Annotated in this window: 20 protein-coding genes and 1 tRNA gene; 9 read left to right on the top strand and 12 right to left on the bottom strand. The window is 68.0% G+C overall.

Going from position 1 to position 18,161, the window contains the following annotated elements:
• Positions 1–140 precede the first annotated feature (140 nt).
• Positions 141–875, bottom strand: coding sequence for an osmolarity response regulator transcription factor OmpR (ompR, locus tag ACSQ2F_RS10355; protein WP_436022416.1), 735 nt, complete (start codon positions 873–875; stop codon positions 141–143).
• Positions 876–1,145: 270 nt separating this feature from the next.
• Between ompR and ACSQ2F_RS10350 the strand changes: the two genes are divergently transcribed.
• Positions 1,146–1,868: an SIMPL domain-containing protein gene (locus ACSQ2F_RS10350; protein ID WP_436022414.1), complete on the top strand. Its 723-nt coding sequence runs from the start codon at positions 1,146–1,148 to the stop codon at positions 1,866–1,868.
• Between the two features lie 39 nt (positions 1,869–1,907).
• On the opposite strand, the gene ACSQ2F_RS10345 is transcribed toward ACSQ2F_RS10350, so the two are convergent.
• Entirely contained in the window at positions 1,908–2,678 is a 771-nt protein-coding gene (locus ACSQ2F_RS10345; RefSeq protein ID WP_436022412.1) for a 3-hydroxybutyrate dehydrogenase, read from the bottom strand.
• Positions 2,679–2,773: 95 nt separating this feature from the next.
• Between ACSQ2F_RS10345 and ACSQ2F_RS10340 the strand changes: the two genes are divergently transcribed.
• The 3 genes from ACSQ2F_RS10340 (at position 2,774) to ACSQ2F_RS10330 (ending at position 6,001) form a co-directional block, all read left to right on the top strand.
• Positions 2,774–3,640 carry an alpha/beta fold hydrolase gene (locus ACSQ2F_RS10340; RefSeq protein ID WP_436022410.1) on the top strand — a complete coding sequence of 289 codons (867 nt, stop codon included), beginning with the start codon at positions 2,774–2,776 and terminating at the stop codon, positions 3,638–3,640.
• Positions 3,637–5,892 carry a RelA/SpoT family protein gene (locus ACSQ2F_RS10335; RefSeq protein ID WP_436022408.1) on the top strand — a complete coding sequence of 752 codons (2,256 nt, stop codon included), beginning with the start codon at positions 3,637–3,639 and terminating at the stop codon, positions 5,890–5,892. The genes ACSQ2F_RS10340 and ACSQ2F_RS10335 overlap by 4 nt, the downstream gene beginning before the upstream one ends.
• Before the next feature lie 32 nt (positions 5,893–5,924).
• Positions 5,925–6,001: transfer RNA gene (locus ACSQ2F_RS10330), tRNA-Val, on the top strand.
• A 114-nt stretch (positions 6,002–6,115) separates the two neighbouring features.
• Here the strand turns inward: ACSQ2F_RS10330 and ACSQ2F_RS10325 are convergent.
• The 4 genes from ACSQ2F_RS10325 to ACSQ2F_RS10310 all read right to left on the bottom strand — a co-directional run bounded on the left by ACSQ2F_RS10325 (position 6,116) and on the right by ACSQ2F_RS10310 (position 9,299).
• Positions 6,116–6,394, bottom strand: coding sequence for a hypothetical protein (locus tag ACSQ2F_RS10325; RefSeq protein ID WP_436022406.1), 279 nt, complete (start codon positions 6,392–6,394; stop codon positions 6,116–6,118).
• A 30-nt stretch (positions 6,395–6,424) separates the two neighbouring features.
• Positions 6,425–8,320 carry an ATP-binding protein gene (locus tag ACSQ2F_RS10320; RefSeq protein WP_436022404.1) on the bottom strand — a complete coding sequence of 632 codons (1,896 nt, stop codon included), beginning with the start codon at positions 8,318–8,320 and terminating at the stop codon, positions 6,425–6,427.
• Positions 8,321–8,344: 24 nt separating this feature from the next.
• Positions 8,345–8,803 (bottom strand): hypothetical protein, encoded by a 459-nt coding sequence (locus ACSQ2F_RS10315; protein ID WP_436022402.1) that lies wholly within the window; start codon positions 8,801–8,803, stop codon positions 8,345–8,347.
• Positions 8,804–8,897: 94 nt separating this feature from the next.
• Complete coding sequence (locus tag ACSQ2F_RS10310; RefSeq protein ID WP_436022400.1) at positions 8,898–9,299, bottom strand: response regulator; 402 nt, start codon at positions 9,297–9,299, stop codon at positions 8,898–8,900.
• Between the two features lie 214 nt (positions 9,300–9,513).
• On the opposite strand from ACSQ2F_RS10310, the gene ACSQ2F_RS10305 reads away from it, so the two are divergent.
• Positions 9,514–9,972, top strand: coding sequence for a universal stress protein (locus ACSQ2F_RS10305; RefSeq protein WP_436022398.1), 459 nt, complete (start codon positions 9,514–9,516; stop codon positions 9,970–9,972).
• Between the two features lie 4 nt (positions 9,973–9,976).
• Here the strand turns inward: ACSQ2F_RS10305 and ACSQ2F_RS10300 are convergent, their stop codons facing one another.
• Positions 9,977–10,567, bottom strand: coding sequence for a hemerythrin domain-containing protein (locus ACSQ2F_RS10300; protein ID WP_436022396.1), 591 nt, complete (start codon positions 10,565–10,567; stop codon positions 9,977–9,979).
• A gap of 150 nt (positions 10,568–10,717) precedes the next feature.
• Between ACSQ2F_RS10300 and ACSQ2F_RS10295 the strand changes: the two genes are divergently transcribed.
• Both ACSQ2F_RS10295 and ACSQ2F_RS10290 read left to right on the top strand, forming a co-directional pair.
• Positions 10,718–10,930 (top strand): DUF3563 family protein, encoded by a 213-nt coding sequence (locus ACSQ2F_RS10295; protein WP_436022394.1) that lies wholly within the window; start codon positions 10,718–10,720, stop codon positions 10,928–10,930.
• Between the two features lie 17 nt (positions 10,931–10,947).
• On the top strand, positions 10,948–12,378 hold the full coding sequence (locus tag ACSQ2F_RS10290) for a PLP-dependent aminotransferase family protein (RefSeq protein WP_436022392.1): 1,431 nt from the start codon (positions 10,948–10,950) through the stop codon (positions 12,376–12,378).
• Positions 12,379–12,421: 43 nt separating this feature from the next.
• On the opposite strand, the gene ACSQ2F_RS10285 is transcribed toward ACSQ2F_RS10290, so the two are convergent.
• Positions 12,422–13,018: a DUF4142 domain-containing protein gene (locus ACSQ2F_RS10285; protein WP_436022390.1), complete on the bottom strand. Its 597-nt coding sequence runs from the start codon at positions 13,016–13,018 to the stop codon at positions 12,422–12,424.
• Positions 13,019–13,205: 187 nt separating this feature from the next.
• On the opposite strand from ACSQ2F_RS10285, the gene ACSQ2F_RS10280 reads away from it, so the two are divergent.
• Positions 13,206–13,412 carry a hypothetical protein gene (locus ACSQ2F_RS10280; protein WP_436022388.1) on the top strand — a complete coding sequence of 69 codons (207 nt, stop codon included), beginning with the start codon at positions 13,206–13,208 and terminating at the stop codon, positions 13,410–13,412.
• Positions 13,413–13,510: 98 nt separating this feature from the next.
• Here ACSQ2F_RS10280 and ACSQ2F_RS10275 read toward each other — a convergent pair whose 3' ends face one another.
• Genes ACSQ2F_RS10275 through ACSQ2F_RS10260 form a run of 4 tightly spaced genes read right to left on the bottom strand, consistent with a single transcriptional unit; the run spans position 13,511 to position 16,882 of the window.
• A complete protein-coding gene (locus ACSQ2F_RS10275) occupies positions 13,511–14,536 on the bottom strand; it encodes a TRAP transporter substrate-binding protein (RefSeq protein WP_436022386.1) in 1,026 nt (341 codons plus the stop codon).
• 28 nt (positions 14,537–14,564) lie between these two features.
• Positions 14,565–15,854: a TRAP transporter large permease gene (locus ACSQ2F_RS10270; RefSeq protein ID WP_436022384.1), complete on the bottom strand. Its 1,290-nt coding sequence runs from the start codon at positions 15,852–15,854 to the stop codon at positions 14,565–14,567.
• 24 nt (positions 15,855–15,878) lie between these two features.
• Positions 15,879–16,385: a TRAP transporter small permease subunit gene (locus tag ACSQ2F_RS10265; RefSeq protein ID WP_436022382.1), complete on the bottom strand. Its 507-nt coding sequence runs from the start codon at positions 16,383–16,385 to the stop codon at positions 15,879–15,881.
• Positions 16,382–16,882: a gluconokinase gene (locus ACSQ2F_RS10260; RefSeq protein WP_436022380.1), complete on the bottom strand. Its 501-nt coding sequence runs from the start codon at positions 16,880–16,882 to the stop codon at positions 16,382–16,384. The genes ACSQ2F_RS10265 and ACSQ2F_RS10260 overlap by 4 nt, the downstream gene beginning before the upstream one ends.
• Before the next feature lie 178 nt (positions 16,883–17,060).
• Here ACSQ2F_RS10260 and ACSQ2F_RS10255 point away from each other — a divergent pair, with 178 nt between their 5' ends.
• Entirely contained in the window at positions 17,061–18,107 is a 1,047-nt protein-coding gene (locus ACSQ2F_RS10255) for a LacI family DNA-binding transcriptional regulator (RefSeq protein ID WP_436022378.1), read from the top strand.
• Positions 18,108–18,161: the final 54 nt, after the last annotated feature.

Raw genomic sequence — 18,161 nt, 5'->3', positions numbered from 1 at the left:
GCAGGAAGAAGGTGCGCCAGAACAAGCTCAGCGCCACCGCGCCGCGCGGCAGGCTGCCCGCGATGGCGTTGGCCGGGGGCTCGAGGACCGTGGCTGCAAAAAAAGGGCCCTTGCTGGGCCCCTTGCGCCGGGTGCTGCGTTTAAGCAGTGCCATCGGGGACGAAGACGTAGCCGACGCCCCAGACCGTCTGGATGTAGCGCGGCTGGGCCGGATCCGGCTCGATCATCTTGCGCAGGCGGGAGATCTGCACGTCCAGGCTGCGGTCGAAGGGCTCGAACTCGCGGCCGCGCGCCAGCTGGGCCAGCTTGTCACGCGACAGCGGCTGCCGCGGATGGCGCACGAGCGCCTTCAGCATGGAGAACTCGCCGGTGGTGAGGGCGATCTGCTCGCCGTCCTTGGACAGGCGGCGCAGGGCCAGGTCGAACTCGAAGGGGCCGAAGGTGACGGTGAGGGCATCCTTGGCCGGCGCCCCGGGGGCTTCCAGCGCCGGGCGACGACGCAGCACGGCGTGGATGCGGGCCAGCAGCTCGCGGGGATTGAACGGCTTGGGCAGGTAATCGTCCGCACCGACTTCCAGGCCGACGATGCGGTCGACGTCTTCCACCTTGGCCGTCAGCATGATGATCGGGGTGAGGTCGTTGGCGGCGCGCAGGCGGCGGCAGATCGACAGGCCGTCTTCACCGGGCAGCATCAGGTCGAGCACGATCATGTCCACCGTCTCGCGGGTCAGCACCCGGTTGAGCGCCTTGGAGTCCTCGGCGAGCAGGACTTCGAAGCCTTCCTGGGTGAGATAGCGGCGCAGCAGATCGCGGATGCGCGCGTCGTCATCCACCACAACGATGCGGTCAGGGCGCTGATTGGCGGTGGTGCTCATGCTGTACTCCCAGTCATTTGTAACGGCGCCGATTGTGCGCACGTTCACACGTGGTTTTAGCAGCTTTGACCGGTTGTTACAAACTCTTGATCCTGGTGTTGGCGCCGCGAAACGGGACGGCGGGGGGCCTCCCCGGGTCAGGGGATGGCACTTCACCGACGCCCTTGCAGGGCGTGTCGTCCGCCGGAGCGGCGGACGCGTTAGGCTGGCAGGCTGCCCGGCAACCGGCCGGGCTGACCTTGAACCGATCGATCCTTTTCGGAGATCCCGATGACCCAGATGAACACGCGCCGCCTCACCCGTTCCGTTGCCGCCACCCTCCTGGTGCTTGCCGCCCCCTGGGCCGCATCCGCACAACCCGCCCCGCAGCCGCAGGGCGTGGTGGGCCTGGCCGCCTCGGCCACGGCCGAGGTGACGCGCGATCTGCTGAACGTCACGCTGAGCACCACCCGCGAGGGGACGGATGCCGCGGCGGTCCAGTCCGGCCTGAAGCAGGCGCTCGACGCGGCGCTGGCCGAGGCCAAGAAGGTCGCCAGGCCGGGCCAGATCGAGGTGCAGACGGGCAACTTCTCGCTGTTCCCGCGCTATTCCAACAAGGGCGTGATCACCGGCTGGCAGGGCACGGCGGAGTTGCAGGTGCAGGGGCGCGACATCCCGGGCATCGCCCGGCTGACCGGTCGCATCAGCACCATGACGATCGCCCGCGTGGGTACCGACCTGTCGCGCGAGCAACGCGAGAAGGTGGAGTCCGACCTCACGGCGCAGGCGATCACCGCCTATCGCGCCAAGGCGGCCGAGTACGCCAAGGCCTTCGGCTATGGCGGCTACGTCATCCGGGAGGTGAACGTCGGCGCCAACGAGCCGGTCCAGTACGCCATGGCGGCCCGCATGGAGCGCAAGTCGGCCATGGCCGCCGACGAGGCGCTGCCGGTGGAGATGGGCAAGGGCAGCGTCACCGTGAACGTGAACGGCACGGTGCAGATGACGCCCTGAGCGGCGCGGCGACCGCGGTCGGTCGCCGCCCGAGACGCCTTACTGCGCGACCCAGCCGCCGTCGACGTTCCAGGCCACGCCCCGGACGTTGGCGGCGCCGGGCGAGCAGAGGAACACGGCCAATTCGCCCAGTTGCTCCGGGGTGACGAATTGCAGCGAGGGCTGCTTCTCGCCGAGGAGGTCGCGGCTGGCCTCCTCGACCGTGATGCCTTCGCGCGACGCGCGGTCGTCGATCTGCTTTTGCACCAGCGGCGTCAGCACCCAGCCGGGGCAGATGGCGTTGCACGTGATGCCGGTGGTGGCCGTTTCCAGGGCCACGGCCTTGGTGAAGCCGACGATGCCGTGCTTGGATGCCACATAGGCGGACTTCTGTGCCGAGGCGACCAGACCGTGCGCCGAGGCGACGTTGATGATGCGCCCCCAGTTGCGCGCCTTCATGCCGGGCACCGCCAGGCGCGTGGTGTGGAAGGCCGAACTGAGGTTGATCGCGATGATGGCGTCCCACTTCTCGACGGGAAAATCCTCGACGTTGGCGACATGCTGGATGCCGGCGTTGTTGACGAGGATGTCGATGCCGTTGAAGTCCTTGTTGGCATAGGCCACCAGCTCGGCGATCTCGTCGGGGCGGCTCATGTCCGCGCCGTGGTAGCCCACCTTCACCCCCGTTTCCGCCACGCTGGCGCGGGCCGCCTCGAACTCGCCGAAGCCGTTGAGCACGACATCGGCGCCCTGGCGCGCGAGCGTCAGGGCGATGCCGAGGCCGATGCCGCTGGTCGAGCCGGTGACGAGGGCCGTTTTCCCTTTCAGCATGATGAATCTCCCGGGGGTTGATACAGTGCGAGGCATTATGTCGGCCCCAGGCGTTCCATGTGTCGCCGGCAGGGCTTCGAATCACAGGAACCAGCATGACCGAACCGCGCCTCCACCATGTCCCCGTCCTGCGCGGACGGGCGGTGCATCGGATGGCCTATTGGGAATGGGGCGAGCGCTCCAATCCCCGCGTCCTGGTGTGCGTGCACGGCCTGACTCGCCAGGGGCGTGACTTCGACACCTTCGCCCGGGCCATGCAGGACACCTACCGTGTCGTGTGCCCCGACGTCCTCGGGCGCGGCCATTCCGACTGGCTGCCGGACGCTGCGGGCTACCAGGTGCCCGCCTATGCGGCCGACATGATGGCCCTGGTGGCCCGTCTGGATGTGCCCGAGGTGCACTGGGTCGGCACGTCGATGGGCGGCATGATCGGCATGGTGGTCGCGGCCTTGCGCGGTTCGCCCATCACCCGGCTCGTGCTCAACGACGTCGGGCCGGCCATCGAGGCCGATGCCGTCAGCCGCATCGGCAGCTACGTCGGGCAGACACCTCATTGGGACACCGAGGAGCAGGCCGCCGAGGCGCTGTGGGCGATCTCGCGTGGCTTCGGTCCGCACACGCCCGCACAGTGGCTGGCCCTCACGCGGCCCATGCTGCGCCCGGACGGCAAGGGCTTCAAGCTGCACTACGACCCGGCCATCGCGGTGGCCTTCTCGCAGCTCACCCCGGAGAACGCCAAGGCCGGCGAGGCGGTGATGTGGAAGATGTACGACGCCATCCAGGCGCCGACCCTGGTGCTTCGCGGAGCGGAGTCCGACCTCCTCACCGCCGCGAGCGCCCAGGCCATGTGCGGGCGCGGCCCCAAGGCAAGCGTGCGGGAGTTCGCCGGCGTGGGCCACGCGCCCATGCTGACCAACGACGAACAGATCGGGGCCGTGAGCACCTTCCTTCTCGGCGCATGAAGACCGGACTGCTGGACCGTGCCCAGGCCGCCGCGCCCATCGTCCAGCTGACGGACGAGGGGCGCGGCGAGGCGCCTGCCCAGGAACGCTCCCAACTCGAACGCGCTCGCGCCTTCGCCGAGCCGCTGCTGCACGGGCAGCCGCTGGACACGGGCGAGGATGCCCTGGTGCATGCCGACGGGGTGGCGGCCATCCTCGAGGGCATCGGTGCCGCGCCGTCCATGCGCGCCGCGGCCTACCTGGTCTATGCGGGCGACTTTCTGAACAAGCCGGAGGAGGTGGTCAGCAAGGCGTTCGGGCCCTCGTATGCCGGCCTCGTGATGCACACGCGCAAGCTGGTGCAGATCCAGCGCGCCGCGCGCGAGGCCCGTGTGCAGGACGAGAAACGGGCCGAGCAGACCGAGCGCGTGCGCAAGATGCTGCTCGCCTTTTCGCGGGACCTGCGGGTGGTGCTGCTGCGCCTGGCCTCCCGGCTGCAGACCTTGCGCCACTATGCGAGCACCAAGCGGGAATGCCCGGTGGCGCTCGCCCGCGAGTCGATGCAGGTCTTCGCGCCCCTGGCCAACCGGCTGGGCATCTGGCAGATCAAGTGGGAACTGGAAGACCTGTCGTTCCGCTTTCTCGAGCCTGACAACTACAAGATGGTGGCCCGGCTGCTGCAGGAGAAGCGCCTGGAGCGGGAAGAGCGCATCGAGTCCTTCCGCTGCACGCTGGCCGAAGCACTCGAACGTCATCAGCTCCATGCCGAGGTACAGGGTCGGCCCAAGCACATCTACAGCATCTGGAAGAAGATGCGGGGCAAGGGCCTCGACTTCGACCACGTCTTCGACGTGCGGGCCATGCGGGTGATCGTGCCGGACATTCCCGACTGCTACGCGGTGCTCAGCCACGTGCACGAGATCTGGACGCCCGTGCCTGGCGAGTACGACGACTACATCGCACGCCCGAAGCCGAATGGCTACCAGTCGCTGCACACGGTGGTGTACGACGACGAGCAGCGCGCCGTCGAGGTGCAGATCCGCACCCAGGCCATGCACGATCACGCGGAACACGGCGTGGCCGCGCACTGGGCCTACAAGGAGGCCGGCACCAAGGGCTATGCCGGCGTCAGCGCGTCCGGCGATTTCGATGCCCAGCTGGCTGAGGCGCGCAAGACCGTGCTGCGGCAGCTGCTCGCGTGGGAGCGCGACTTCGTCGGCGCCGGCGGCGACACGGGCGACGCACCCAGCGCCGAAGTGGTGTTCGATGACCGCATCTACGTGTTCACGCCGCAGGCCTCCGTCATCGAATTGCCAGCGGGCGCCACGCCGATCGACTTTGCCTACTCCGTGCACACCGACCTGGGTCACCGCTGCCGGGGGGCCAAGGTCGATGGCCTCATGGTGCCGTTGAACACCCGCTTGCAGAGCGGCCAGACGGTGGAGGTCATCTCCGTGAAGGAGGGCGGGCCATCGATGGACTGGCTCAACCCTGAACTGGGCTACCTCCAGAGCCATCGTTCGCGCGCCAAGGTGCGCGCGTGGTTTAACGCGCTCGCGCAGCAGCACACGATCGCGCGCGGGCGCGAAGCGGTGGAGAAGCTGTTGCAGCGCGAGGGGCGCACGGCCCTCAAGCTCGACGACCTGGCCGCGCAGCTGGGCTTCCGCCAGGCCGAGGCCCTGTTCGAGGTGATCGGCAAGGAAGAGTACTCGCTGCGCAACATCGAGACGCTGCTGCGCCCGCCGGAAGCACTGCCGCATCCGGACGAGCTCATCGCCTCACGGCGGTCGCGTCCGGACGGCGAGGCGCCCAAGGGCGGCGTGCTGGTGGTCGGCATGGAGTCGCTGTTGACGAACCTGGCACGCTGTTGCCGGCCGGCTCCGCCCGATCCGATCGCCGGATATGTCACCCGGGGCCGCGGCGTGGCGATCCACCGAGCCGACTGCGCGAACTTCCGCGAGATGGGCCAGCGCGTCCCCGAGCGCGTCATCGCCGTCGAGTGGGGCGTGCCGCGCAGCGACAAGGGCGTGGTGTATCCGGTGGACGTGCTGGTCGAGGCCGCCGATCGTCAGGGGCTGCTGCGTGACATCTCTGAAGTGTTCACGAAGGAGCGCATGAACGTCACCAACGTGAACACCCAATCGGCGCGCGACCTGCGGGGCAGCACCGCCCGCATGAGCTTCACCGTCGAGGTGTCCGACGCCGCCCGACTGGGCCACGTGTTGGGTCTCGTATCGAAAATCGAAGGAGTTCGATCTGCCCGTAGACGGTGACCCAAAAAGGGTGATATAGTCGTGGTCTTCGCAGGCGCGTAGCTCAGCTGGTTAGAGCACCACCTTGACATGGTGGGGGTCGTTGGTTCGAGTCCAATCGCGCCTACCAATTTGATGGGCCCTGTCTACATGTGTAGACGGGGCCTTTTCAATTGGGCCGCGGGTTAGAAGCAGGCGACGTCGGGACGACTTCGCGTTCGCTGTTTGCGCGCCCCCCGCAGGCTCAAAGGGCAGGGCCGGACGGCCGCGCTGCGGCCACCGTGGGCTGGCTGCTGGTGGTCTCGTTGTGCTTGACCTCGGCGTCGACCGCGCTCGAGCGCTTGCGGTAGATGCCGTCGGCGCCGCGCTCCAGCACGCCTTCCATGACGGCCTTCTCCAGGGCGAGCTGGCTGTCGGCGGCGCTGAGTCCGCGTGAGGCGAGTTCCGCCATCAGCGACGCCTCGGTCACCGGGCGGTGGGCGAGGGTGTTGTAGGCGCCGAGCACGTGCAGGTCGATTTCCATGCGAAGTTTCCGTGTCGAGAGCGGTCGGTCTCAGGCTCCGCCGATGCCGACGGTCACCTGGCCGGTGCCGGCGCAGTTGGCGCAATTCTGGGTGCCGATGCGGCCGGTGCCCCCGCATTCCGGGCACACCGTCTCACCGGTGGCCGGCGAGCCGGGTGGCGCTTCGTCGCCCGGGGCCATGGGCGCGGCGGGTTCGGTTGGCGAGCGATCGCCGGACGAGCCGGCGGGTTGGTCGGTGGATCGAGGCGTCATGGTGGGCTCCTTGCCCGGTGGCGGCAAGTCACGTACCTGCACGCCTGCCGCAAGTCCCGCAGCCGCAGGAAGCCAGAGCGTGAAGGTGCTGCCGGTGTCGACCTGGCTGCTGACGGTCACGTCGCCACCCATCAACCGGGCGAGCTGGCGTGCGAGAACCAGGCCCATGCCGGTCCCTTCGATGGCGCTCTTTTCCTGGCCCAGGCGCTCGAACGGCGTGAACAGCCGGCCCAGCAGGTGGGGCGCAATGCCGTAGCCGGTGTCGCTGATGTCGATCCGAGTCCACTCCGCATCGACCTTTGCGCACCGCACCTCGATGCGGCCGCCTATCCGGTTGTACTTGACCGCATTGGAAAGCAGGTTGAGCAGGATCTGCCGCAGGCGACCTGCATCCGCACTGACGAGTGCCTCGCAGCCGTGAGCGTGCGAGGTGTCGAAGGTGACCTCACGCGCTGCGGCGCGCGCGGCCAGCATCTGGATGCAGCCTTGGAGGGTCGGCCACACGGTCACCGGTTCGATGGAGACGGCCAACTGGTGCTCCTCGATGCGGCTGAGATCGAGCAGGTCCTCGACCATGGAGAGCTGATGCTGGCCGGACGTCAGAATCAACCCGGCGTACTTCTGGACCATGGCCGGGTTCGCGGCCGCGGCGTCCAGCTGGAGCAACTGCGCAAACCCGATGACCGCGTTCAGTGGAGTGCGCAACTCGTGACTGAGGTGCGAGAGGAACTGCGACTTCGCCTCGCTGGCCGCTTCGGCCGACGCGCGCGCCACCCGCTCGCGGCGCAGATCGTGGGCTTCGGTGGTATCCCGCAGCGCAATCGTCATGAGCAAGCGGCCCGCGACGCGCACGCGGGAGATGGCCGCCTCGATGGGGAACTCCTCGCCGTCGAGCCGGCGTGCCGTCAGCTCGCGGTCGACTCCGTGCGCTCGGGCCGAGGACATGCCCCGGGCGAAGCCCGCCATCAGCGCCTGGTGGTTGCCCCGAAGCCGCTCCGGCAGCAACTCGTCCACGCTGCGGTCCTTCATCTCGCTTGCCTTGGCACGAAAGACCGTTTCAGCGGCGCGATTGAACAAGACGATGTGAAAGTCTTCGTTCACCGTGATCACCGCGGTGGACACCGAATCGAGCACCGCCTGCAGTTGCTCCTCCCGCGCGCGGCTTTCGTCGCGCAGGCGGTGCAGTTCCCGCGCCTTGGTCTTGAGCCGCTGCTCCATGGCGACGCGCTCGGTTGTCTCGACGAAGGTGATCAGCACGCCGCCCACGCCGCCCTTGTCGTCGGGCACCGGGCTGTACGAGAAGTCGAAGTAGCAGTCCTCCGGATAGCCGTGCCGGTCGATGCGCAGCTTGAAGTCGCGCCAGCCCACGGACTCTCCCTGCCTCACGCGCTCGAGCAGCGGCAGGACGGTGTCCCAGATTTCGGCCCAGGTCCCGGCGGCCGGGCGCCCGAGTGCCGCCGGATGCTTGTGGCCCAGTACGCTCACGTAGGCATCGTTGTAAAGCTGCACGAAGGCCGGCCCCCAGACGATGTTCATCGGCAGCTGGCAATGCAGGACCATGTGCAGCGCCGTCTGGAGCGCTGGGGGCCACGACTCGCGCGGCCCGAGGGGAGTGCCCGCCCAATCGGTGGTGTCGATCAGTCGTTCGCAGCCGGAGTGGTTGACGGCCGACATCGCGGGTGGTCGACGTGTCGCGTGTCAGGCGTGGTCTCGTTCGGGCACCACGCCCTTCGGTCGCCGCTGGTGAAGTGAGGACCGCTCCCGCACTTCGGCGATGAGGTCGTGCAGAACGCGGCCGGGGACGGGCTTGTGGACGAGGTGGTCGACACCCATGAACTCGCCGACATCTGTTCCCATCCCTTGTGGCGTCGCGGTCATGCCCACGCACAGCGCCCGTGACGCCGGGCCGCCATCGGCTCTCATCTGCGCAAGCAGGTCGTCGACGTCCTGGCCGGGCAATTCCAGGTCGAGGTCGAGCAGGATGAGATCCGGCGTGAACAGTTCGGCCACCCTCAACGCCATGCCGCCGCCGAAGGCCACGGCCGTCTTGCAGCCGAACGCCTGCGCCGCCCGGGACAGCGCGGAAGCGGCCGCGACGTCGGCATCGACGATCAGCACGCGACTTCGCAGGGGAAGCGGGTTCACGGTTGGTGTCATGGCAGGGGTGTCACGGGTTGCATGGTTGCTCAGTTGGCAAGAAGTGATCCCACCATGTTCGCGCCGTGCCCTGCCACGATCCCATGCCCGGCTGTCAGGAGGCCTGCAACGCCCGCCGCATCACCGCCTCGAGCAGCGGCTGCGGGGTGGGCTTGAGCAACTGGTAGTCGAAGCCGGCCTCGTCGGCGGCGCGACGGGTATCCGGGCGGATGTCCCCCGTGACGGCCACGAGCACCGGCTGCGACGGCAGCCGGCAGGCCCGGATGGCTCGGGCGGTGTCGAAGCCATCGATGCGGGGCATGTGCAGATCGACCATGACCAGGTCCGGCAGGAAGCGGGTGGCTTGTTGGACGGCTTCGAGTGCGCCATAGGCGATCGAGGTGTCGTAGCCGAGTTCGTCGAGCAGCAGGCCCAGGGCGTCCGCTGCGTCGGCCTGGTCGTCGACGATGAGGACGCGCGGACGGGTCTCGACGGGGGGCACGGGGGTGGCGGACATGGCGGAAGGGGGCAGATTGCCGGAACTGCGGTGCGCCCGACTAGCACGGTTCGTGCCGACCGGGATTGCTCGGGGCGACCGGCAAAGCGGTGGCTGCAACTTGAAGGCCGGCCGGCAAGGCTTGCTGTACCGGTTTCCGGATTGACTTGCCGCAAGCCGGCGGCCTTCGGCGCCCCCCACACTGCCGATGGTCCTTTTTTCCGAGGGAGATTCCATGTACGACCTCATCCTGGTTCCCATCGACGGCAGCCCTACGGCCCAGCGCGGTCTCGACGAAGCCCTCGCCTTGGCCGCGCGCCTCGGGTCGCGCTTGCACCTGCTGAACGTGGTCGATGCACGGCTGCTCATTGCCGAGGCCTCGATGGCCGTGCCGCCCGGGGACGTCCTGGACGCGTGGCGGCTGGAGGGCGAGCGATTGGTCCGTGCAGCCGAGGCGGCCGCGTCGGCGCGCGGCGTCAAAGCCGATTCAGCAGTCCGTTGCGAGCCCGGCATGCGAGTCTGTGACGTGATCGTCCAGGAAGTGGCTGCCTGTGGCGCCGGCCTCATCGTGATGGGAACCCACGGACGGCAGGGCCTGCGACGGCTCACCCTGGGCAGCGACGCCGAGCTGGTGCTGCGCGACAGCCCGGTGCCGGTGCTCCTGGTCCGGGACCCCGCCAACGCCTCGCGCTGACCGATCACGCGGCTGCCACGACGCCTGTCCTCCGGCGAGCCGGCAGGAGCGTCGCCAGTTCCGCGAAGAGCTTGCAGTAGGCAGGCTCGGGCGCGTGGCCGGTGAGGGGGTCGCGGTTTTCCCCGAAAGCGCTGTCGAGCTCGGCCCAGTCCTCGGGGCTGAGCACCTCCTGCGCGAGCGGCAGCACGTTCCGCTCTTCCAGCGCCATGTGCTCGAGGTAGAAGGCCGTGTGCAGGTCCACCGCGCGCTCGAAAGCGTCCGCGCGCGCTTCACCCAGCATCTCGAAGGCGAGCAGCGCGTGCTGGAGGTCGCGCACGTTGCGCTCTCCCCGCGCATGTTCGTCGTCCAGGCGGTCGAGCATGCGGCGCGCCAGCGGGGTCCGGGCACGCAGCTTCGGAAAGAACACCGCGGATTCCTTGCGGTGGTGCCGCTGCTCCGGAAACTCGTCGATGTAGAAGAGCATGGCCCGCAGCGCGGTGAAGTCGGGCGGAACGCGTTGGCGCCGACGGTCGATCACGTGGTTCTGCAAGCCGCGGAGCACGGCGGCCAGGGCCGCGTGCTCTTCCCGGATGATCTGGAGGGTGGCGGGGATCATGGGCACTCCGGCGTGCGTGGGCCGTGCAGGCTCGCGCGGGTGAGGTCCGTCCGTTCGGGGCTGTGTGAGCGGGCCGACTGATACAGCACCGTGCCGGTGGCCCGGAGCTGTGCCTGGGTTCGGGAAGCACTGAGGCCTATCGTAGCGCTCATGGATGCCCTGGAACCGCTCACCTTCCCCGTCTCGGGGAAACCCCGCCCCCTCCTGGCCCGCGCCTGGCGTTGGCTGATGCCGCACGGCCGGGTCCCGGATTCAGAGGAGACGGCGTGGCTCGCCGCTGCGGCGGACCTGGCCGACCTGGAGCGGCGCCTTCGACGCCTGGAACGCGACGGCCTGCCGACGGCCCACCGGCTCTTCCCGTGATCGGCCAGAATCGCCTCATGTTCTCGCTCGACCGCAACTCGCCTGTGCCCCTGTCGGAGCAGATCGACATCCGCATTCGCGCCATGATCACCGAGCATCGGCTGCTGCCGGGCGCACGGCTGATGTCGATCCGTCAACTGGCTGCACAGTGGCAGGTCAGCCCGAACACGGTGGTTGCGGCCTACGACCGGCTGGTGGCCGATGGCCTGGTGCTGTCGCGGGGCACGTCGGGCTACTTCGTCGCCGAGGCACCGGACGAGGCCATTGACGCGGCGCCCCTCGAAGCCGGTGAGGCCCATGAGCCGGTCTGGTTTGCCCAGCAGGCGAACGACCTCCGGCCGGGCGTGCTGCAGGCCAGTGGCGGCGCCTTGCCGGCGGCCTGGCTCGAGGACGCGATTCCGTCATCGCTCGTCCAGCGCGCCTTGGCGCGCAGCGTCGGCGGCATGGCCGCGCGCTGCCCGCCGCAGGGCATGGGCGCCTTGCGGGAGCGCCTGGCCATGGCGATGCGCAACCAGGGCATGCCGGTGGACGCGAGCGCCGTGCTGACCACCTACGGCAGCACCCATGCGATCGACCTGATCGTGCGAGCGTTCCTGAAGCCCGGCGATGCGGTGGTCGTCGAGGACCCGGGCTACTTCCTGCTGTTCGAGCGGCTTCGGCAGGCCGGAGTGCGGCTCGTCCCGGTCACCCGGCGCTCCGACGGCGTGGACCTTGCCGAACTGGAGGCCGCCTGCGTCGACACGCGGCCCCGGCTCATGTTCCTCCAGCCGGTACTGCACAACCCCACGGGCTGGAGCAGCAGCGCAGCCAACCTGCACCGCGTGCTGCAGATCGCCGAGCGCCACGGTGTGCTCATCGCCGAGGACGATGTGCATGGGCATTTTCAATCAGGCCAGCCGACGCGGCTCGCGCAGTTGTCAGGCCTCGAGGGTGTCATCTACTACTCGAGCTTCTGCAAGGTGCTCAGCCCCGCGCTGCGCCTGGGGCACATCGCCGCCACGCCGGCCCTGCTCAAGTTGCTGCTGCGCCAGAAGATCTATTCCGTGCTGACGACGCCGACGTTGAACGAACTGGTGTTGCTGGAACTCCTGTCGACGGGGCGCTTTCGCAAGCATGCCGAGCGCATGCAGCAACGGCTCGGCGCGGCGAGGGTGTCCGCCGCGCGAAGCCTGCGCAGCGCCGGTGTCCGGCTGGACGCGATGGGCGACGCCGGGATCTTCCTGTGGGGGAGGGTTCCCGAAGGGGTCGACGTGCCGGCCCTGGCGCGGGCCGCCTATGAGGAGCGGATCGTGCTCGGCCCGGGGGCCAACTTCAGGGCAGACGGTGCTGCATCCGACCCGCACATCCGCTTCAACGTCGCCATGAGCCAGAACGTGCGGCTGGCCGAATTCCTGCAGCGGCAGTTCAGCGCCGCCGGCCACTCGCTCGCCGGCGATGGCGGCTCGTGAATGGCCGCCACGCCGGCTGCAGCCGGCGGGCTGACGAGGCGCGTCAGGACTTCTTCGGCGCGCCGGCCTTCAGTTTCCGGGCCATTTCGAGGTGCTCCTTCAAGGCGGGGAGGGTCTTCTCCGCAAAGGCCTTCACCTCCGGATCCTTGGCGCCGGAGGCGGCCTTCTGGAACAGCTTGATCGTGTCCTCGTGCGCCTTTACGCCGAGCATGTCGGCATAGCGGCGATCGAAGTCCGCGCCGTCGGCCGCTGACAGCAGCTTGAGCTTGGCCTTCTGGGCGACGGAGGGTTCGGTGGGCACGTCAACGCCCTTGGAGGATGCAAGCGCAGCCAGCTCGGTGTTGGTCTTCGTGTGGTCGTCGACCATCTTCTGGGCAAAGGTCTTGACCGGCTCGGTGGTGGCCTTGGTGGCGGCGAGCTTGCTGCCCTCGACCTCGGTGTGGCCGTTTTGTGCGGCCTGCTTGAGGAAGGACGCGTCTTCGCGGGCCAGCCGCGATGCTGCGGCAGAGGCCGAGGTGGCGGGACTGGTCGCGCCAGGCGCGGCCGTGGTGCCCGAGGTCTGGGCCAGGGCGCTGCCGGCGGCGACGAGCGCCGCCAGGGCCACGGCAAGGCGGGAAGCCGAAGGTTTCGAGTGATGCATGTTGGCGTCTCCTGAGATGATGGATCGGAGTCGCCTTGCCGGCAATCATTGTTCCCATGCGGAGTCCGGTGAACGGTGCGTGGGAGTCGTAGGGTCCGGCCTACGCTGGCAAGCGGGGCCGCCCGATGCCATGTGGCTTCCGCCGGGACTACGCTGACAAGCACGCATTCCCCCACAGGAGACCACCATGCTGCGCAAACTCATCGTCTTCGCCATCACCTCCGGCCTTGCCAAGAAGGCCTGGGATCGGTACATGGTCCACCACCGCCAGAAGTCTGCGGCAGGCGTTGCGCCCAAGGCGCAGGCACCTCGCGGCACCAGCAATGTCGATGCCGGGACGACCGCTGCATCCGCGCAGCCGGTGGAGCCGGCATCGCCGATGCACTATCACTGAGATCAGCGAAAGAAGCATCGCATCGAGGGCGAGCCGCCCAGAGGGCAGGCTCGCCGGGCGTTTCAGCCCATGACCGGCATGGCGCCGGTCCGTTCACATCACTTCTTCGCGCGCAGCTTGGCGAGGTGGTCCTGGGTTTCTTTCCACAGGTCCATGCCGACGCTGCTGGCCACCGTCGCGTTGACGCGGGTGAGGCGGTCGCGCATGCGGGCCGTTTCGGCCGGCGTGAGCTCATTGACAACCATTCCCTTGGTCTTCAGTTCGGCCAGAGCCTTGGCAGCTTCGTCGCGGGTGTCCTTGCGCTCGAAGTCACGGCTCTTGCGGGCGGCGTCCATCAGCACCTTCTGCTCGTCCTTGCTGAGGCCGTCCCAGAAGCGCTTGCTGACCGTGACGATCCACGGGCTGTAGACGTGGTTGGTGACGCTCAGGTACTTTTGCACCTCATAGAACTTGCTCGACAGGATGGTGTTGTACGGGTTCTCCTGTCCGTCGACGGCGCCGGTTTCCAGGGCCGGGAACAGCTCGGGGAAGGGCAGGGGCACGACGTTGGCGCCCAGCGCCTTGAAGCTGTCCAGGAAGACGGCGTTCTGCATCACGCGCAGCTTCACGCCGTTCAGGTCTTCGAGCTTCGTGACCGAGCGCTTGCTGTTGGTCAGGTTGCGGAACCCGTTCTCCCAGTAGACGAGACCCACCAGACCCTTGTCGGCCAGGCGTGACTTCACCTTCTCGCCCACCGGACCGTCGAGCACCGCATCGGCTTCCTGGACACTGTTGAACAGGAACGGCGTATCCCACAGGGCCATTTCCTTGGCGATGCCCACCAGCGTAGCGGTCGAGCCGACCATCATTTCCTGCGCGCCGCCGATCAAGGCCTGCTGCATCTGCACGTCCGGACCGAGGCTCGCGGCGCCGAAGGCACGTACCTTCATCTTGCCGCCGGAGAGTTTTTCCACTTCCTGCTGGAACACTTTCACGGCGCGGCCCTGGTTGGACTGCTCGTTGAGCCCGTAGCCGAAGCGGATGAGTCGGGGCTTGATGTCCTGCGCCGCGGCCAGAGCCGGCGCGAGTGCAGCAGCGGCGACCGCGGTGACGGTGGCCAGGAGGGTGCGTCGGATGTACTTCATGGTGAACTCCTTCAGTAGGGAACGAGGCTTACCGCATCCACGCCAGCGGCGCGGTCACGATCTGGGGGAACAGGACGAACACGCCAAGGATGACGAGGTAAGTGAAGAGGTACGGATTCACCCCGCGGATCACCTGTTCGAGGCGCATGCGCCCGACGCCGGCGACCACGTTGAGCACCGTGCCGACGGGCGGCGTGATGAGGCCGATGGCGCCGTTGAGGACAAACATCAGCCCGAAGTAGACCGGGTCGATGCCCGCCTTGGTGGCGATCGGCAGCATGACGGGCGCCATGATCAGGATGGTCGGCGTGAGATCGAGCGCGGTGCCGACGACGACGAGGGCGACCATCATCAGGGCCATCAGCAGGCGCGGGTGGTCGACCAGCGGGCCGAGCCATTCGGTGAGCGTGGCCGGCAGGTCGGCCAGGGTCACCATGTAGCTCGCGACCTGAGCGCCCGCAACGAGGAACATCACGATGGCCGTCGTCTTGGCGGCGCGAACGAATACGCCGTGCAACTGGCCAAAGCTCATCTCGCGGTGCACGAAGAGGGCGACGACGAGCGCGTAGACCGTCGCCACCACGGCCGCCTCCGTCGGCGTGAAGACACCGGTCTTCATGCCGCCGATGATGATGACCGGCATCAGCAGTGCGAAGAAGGCGCGCATCGTGGCCTTCAGGCGATCCACCATCGGCATCGGCTGCCCCTCCGGCAGCGTGGTGCCGCGCAGGACCAGCTTCCATGCGATCACAAGGCCCACGCCCATGATGATGCCGGGCACGATGCCCGCCATGAAAAGGGCGGAGATGGAGGTGTTCGTGGTGACGCCATACACGACGAATGGCATCGATGGCGGAATGATGGGCGCGATGATGCCGCCGGAGGCGATCAGGCCGGCCGACTTGTCCAGCGGATAGCCCGCCTGGCGCATCATCGGCAGCAGGATGGTGGCGAGCGAGGCGGTGTCGGCCAGTGCGGAGCCGCTCATGCTGGCCATCAGGATCGCCGCGCCGATCACCACGTAGCCGAGGCCTCCGCGCACGTGTCCGACCCAGGCCTGCGCCATGGCGATGATGCGGCTCGATATGCCGCCGGCGTTCATCAGTTCACCGGCAAGGATGAAGAAGGGAATCGCCAGCAGCGGAAAACTGTCCACCCCGGCGACGAGGTTCTGCGCGAAGAGCTGGGTGTCCCAGAACCCGAGCACCCAGGCCATGGAGGCACCGGTGAGCACGAGGGCGAACGCCAGCGGCACGCCCAGGCCCATGAAGGCGAGCATGCCGACCAGAAAGATGACGGCCACGAGACCTTGGTTCATGTGAAGGGTCCTCTGGAGGCCGGGTCACTCGACCTCGGACTCGTGTCCGAAGTCGATGGGTTGGTTACGGACGAAGGCGATGGCCGCCATGAGTGCGATGGCCGCAGTGCACAGCAGTGCGGGCAGGGGCAGAAGCGCCATCGGGTAGCCCAGCACGACGCTGTGGCTGTCGAGACCGACCACCACTTGCTGCCATGAACCCCAGGCGATGAGCACGCAGACCGCACACACCAGCGCATGGATGAGGCGCGTGAGCACCGACAGCACTGCGGGACTGCGCGCCGCGAACGGCCGAAGCAGGGCCGTGAAGGCCATGTGCTCACCGAGCGGGTAGGCGGCCGTGGCGCCGATGAACACCATCCACACGAAGAGCAGGCGCGAGAGCTCCTCGCTGGCTGCGATGCCGCTGCCGAAGCCGTAGCGGAGGATGACGTTGAGGAAAACGGCAGCGGCCATGATGGCCAGGCACAGCGCCATCGCCGTCTCGGCGCTGCGCTGCCACAGCGGGCGGGGGGATGATCCGGTGTTCATTCGGTGTCCTTGGAGAGCCAGTCGGTGACGTCGGTCACGAGTCGAGACAGCGACAGTGTCGCGTCCACCGCCAGGACGCCGGCTTCGTCGACCGGAGACTCCAGCGTGGCGAACTGGCTGTCGACCAGGCTGGTGGGGAAGAGATGCTCGCCGGCACGTGCGGCGACGCGCCGCAGCGCCTCGGGGGGCGAGATCGCAAGGAAGACGAAGCGCAGGCCCGGGGCATGTCGGCGAAGCACGTCGCGATACGAGCGCTTGAGCGCGGAGCAGGTGAGCACGGCGCCGGTCGGATGCGCCTGCAGTTGCTGCCCCAGCGTCTCGAGCCAGCCCGCCCGCAGCGCATCCGTCAGCGGGACGCCGTTGCGCATCATCTCCTTGCTTTGCTCGGAATGAAAGTCATCCCCTTCGATGAGCGGAAGACGGAGGGCCTGCGCGACCGCGGCGCCGAGAGACGACTTGCCGCAGCCGGCGACGCCCATGAAGACGACGGATTTCATAGTCGAAAGGAGTGGGTGATGCTGAAGGACAGCGCTGTCCGTGCGAGTCCGAAAAAGGGCGCGTGAAAGGCGCGCCCTGCGGGAGAATCGTGGGTTTGTCTGCTTCGACTTGCGAGTCGCGGTTGGATAGCGCTATCCTAGTCGTCACATCGTCATAAATCACCCTAGGGTTTACCCCGTGTCTGCTGACTCTCCCGTGGAACCGCCGGCCGAACGCCGGCGACGCTCGACCGGCCGCGTCACACTGGCCGATGTGGCCAAGGCGGCCGGCGTCAGCCCGATCACCGCCTCACGGGCGTTGCGACGGGATCGCGGCGTCGGTGAGGCCTTGGTCGAGAAAGTGAAGGCGGCCGCGGAGGGTCTTGGCTATGTGCCCGATCCGGCCGCGCGCGCGCTGGCCTCGAGCCGCAGTTCCCACGTCGCCGTGCTCGTGCCGCTGCTGACCAACCGGCTGTTCGTCGATCTGCTGGAAGCCGTGCAAAGCGTGCTGCTGCCCGCCGGCTACCAGAGCTTGATCGGCGTCACCCACTACGACGTGCGGGAAGAGGAACTGCTGCTTCGAAGCTACATGGCGCATCGCCCGGCGGGGCTCATCCTCACCGGGTTCGAGCGCAGCGAGTCGGGTCAGCGACTGGTCGGCGGAAGTGGCCTGCCGTGCGTGCATGTGATGGAAATCAGCCCGGCGCCTGAGGTCTATTGCGTCGGATTCTCCCAGCAGACGGCAGGCCTCGCCATGACGCGGCACCTGCTCGAGCGAGGGCGCCGCCGGGTTGCCTACGTCGGCGCACAGCTCGATGCCCGTGTGATGCAGCGCCTGGAAGGCTACCGTGAGGCGATGCAGGTCGCCGGCCTGCACGACGCGTCGCTCGAATGGCTCGATCCGCGTCGCTCGTCCATCGCGCTCGGCGCAGAGCTTTTCGAGGCGCTGCTGGCGCGACACCCCGATGTCGACGCCATCTTCTTCTGCAACGACGACCTGGCCCAGGGCGGCCTGCTGGCAGCGCTTCGGCTTGGCATCCAGGTGCCGGAGCAGGTGGCGGTGGCCGGTTTCAACGATCTCGAAGGAAGCGACCAGATGCTGCCGCCGCTGACCACCGTGCGGACACCGCGTGCGCAGATCGGTGCCCACGCGGCCTCCATGCTGCTGGCCCTGATGCGGGGCGAGCGCGACGTGCCGCACAACGTCGATGTCGGTTATGAACTGGTGGTCCGGGGCAGCACCTGACCTGTAAGACGGGGGCGATGACCCCTTGGGAGCAGCCGGGCGTTAACGATCCCA

Source organism: Rhizobacter sp. LjRoot28, assembly GCF_964253025.1.
Classification (GTDB): Bacteria; Pseudomonadota; Gammaproteobacteria; order Burkholderiales; family Burkholderiaceae_C; genus Rhizobacter.
This window is presented reverse-complemented; position numbering and strand designations above follow the sequence as displayed.

What these genes read in the sequence shown, in the direction of transcription:
- ompR (WP_436022416.1), bottom strand. Translation starts at nt 875, where the DNA reads ATGAGCACCACCGCCAATCAGCGCCCTGACCGCATCGTTGTGGTGGAT.
- ACSQ2F_RS10350 (WP_436022414.1), top strand. Translation starts at nt 1,146, where the DNA reads ATGACCCAGATGAACACGCGCCGCCTCACCCGTTCCGTTGCCGCCACC.
- ACSQ2F_RS10345 (WP_436022412.1), bottom strand. Translation starts at nt 2,678, where the DNA reads ATGCTGAAAGGGAAAACGGCCCTCGTCACCGGCTCGACCAGCGGCATC.
- ACSQ2F_RS10340 (WP_436022410.1), top strand. Translation starts at nt 2,774, where the DNA reads ATGACCGAACCGCGCCTCCACCATGTCCCCGTCCTGCGCGGACGGGCG.
- ACSQ2F_RS10335 (WP_436022408.1), top strand. Translation starts at nt 3,637, where the DNA reads ATGAAGACCGGACTGCTGGACCGTGCCCAGGCCGCCGCGCCCATCGTC.
- ACSQ2F_RS10325 (WP_436022406.1), bottom strand. Translation starts at nt 6,394, where the DNA reads ATGGAAATCGACCTGCACGTGCTCGGCGCCTACAACACCCTCGCCCAC.
- ACSQ2F_RS10320 (WP_436022404.1), bottom strand. Translation starts at nt 8,320, where the DNA reads ATGTCGGCCGTCAACCACTCCGGCTGCGAACGACTGATCGACACCACC.
- ACSQ2F_RS10315 (WP_436022402.1), bottom strand. Translation starts at nt 8,803, where the DNA reads ATGACACCAACCGTGAACCCGCTTCCCCTGCGAAGTCGCGTGCTGATC.
- ACSQ2F_RS10310 (WP_436022400.1), bottom strand. Translation starts at nt 9,299, where the DNA reads ATGTCCGCCACCCCCGTGCCCCCCGTCGAGACCCGTCCGCGCGTCCTC.
- ACSQ2F_RS10305 (WP_436022398.1), top strand. Translation starts at nt 9,514, where the DNA reads ATGTACGACCTCATCCTGGTTCCCATCGACGGCAGCCCTACGGCCCAG.
- ACSQ2F_RS10300 (WP_436022396.1), bottom strand. Translation starts at nt 10,567, where the DNA reads ATGATCCCCGCCACCCTCCAGATCATCCGGGAAGAGCACGCGGCCCTG.
- ACSQ2F_RS10295 (WP_436022394.1), top strand. Translation starts at nt 10,718, where the DNA reads ATGGATGCCCTGGAACCGCTCACCTTCCCCGTCTCGGGGAAACCCCGC.
- ACSQ2F_RS10290 (WP_436022392.1), top strand. Translation starts at nt 10,948, where the DNA reads ATGTTCTCGCTCGACCGCAACTCGCCTGTGCCCCTGTCGGAGCAGATC.
- ACSQ2F_RS10285 (WP_436022390.1), bottom strand. Translation starts at nt 13,018, where the DNA reads ATGCATCACTCGAAACCTTCGGCTTCCCGCCTTGCCGTGGCCCTGGCG.
- ACSQ2F_RS10280 (WP_436022388.1), top strand. Translation starts at nt 13,206, where the DNA reads ATGCTGCGCAAACTCATCGTCTTCGCCATCACCTCCGGCCTTGCCAAG.
- ACSQ2F_RS10275 (WP_436022386.1), bottom strand. Translation starts at nt 14,536, where the DNA reads ATGAAGTACATCCGACGCACCCTCCTGGCCACCGTCACCGCGGTCGCC.
- ACSQ2F_RS10270 (WP_436022384.1), bottom strand. Translation starts at nt 15,854, where the DNA reads ATGAACCAAGGTCTCGTGGCCGTCATCTTTCTGGTCGGCATGCTCGCC.
- ACSQ2F_RS10265 (WP_436022382.1), bottom strand. Translation starts at nt 16,385, where the DNA reads ATGAACACCGGATCATCCCCCCGCCCGCTGTGGCAGCGCAGCGCCGAG.
- ACSQ2F_RS10260 (WP_436022380.1), bottom strand. Translation starts at nt 16,882, where the DNA reads ATGAAATCCGTCGTCTTCATGGGCGTCGCCGGCTGCGGCAAGTCGTCT.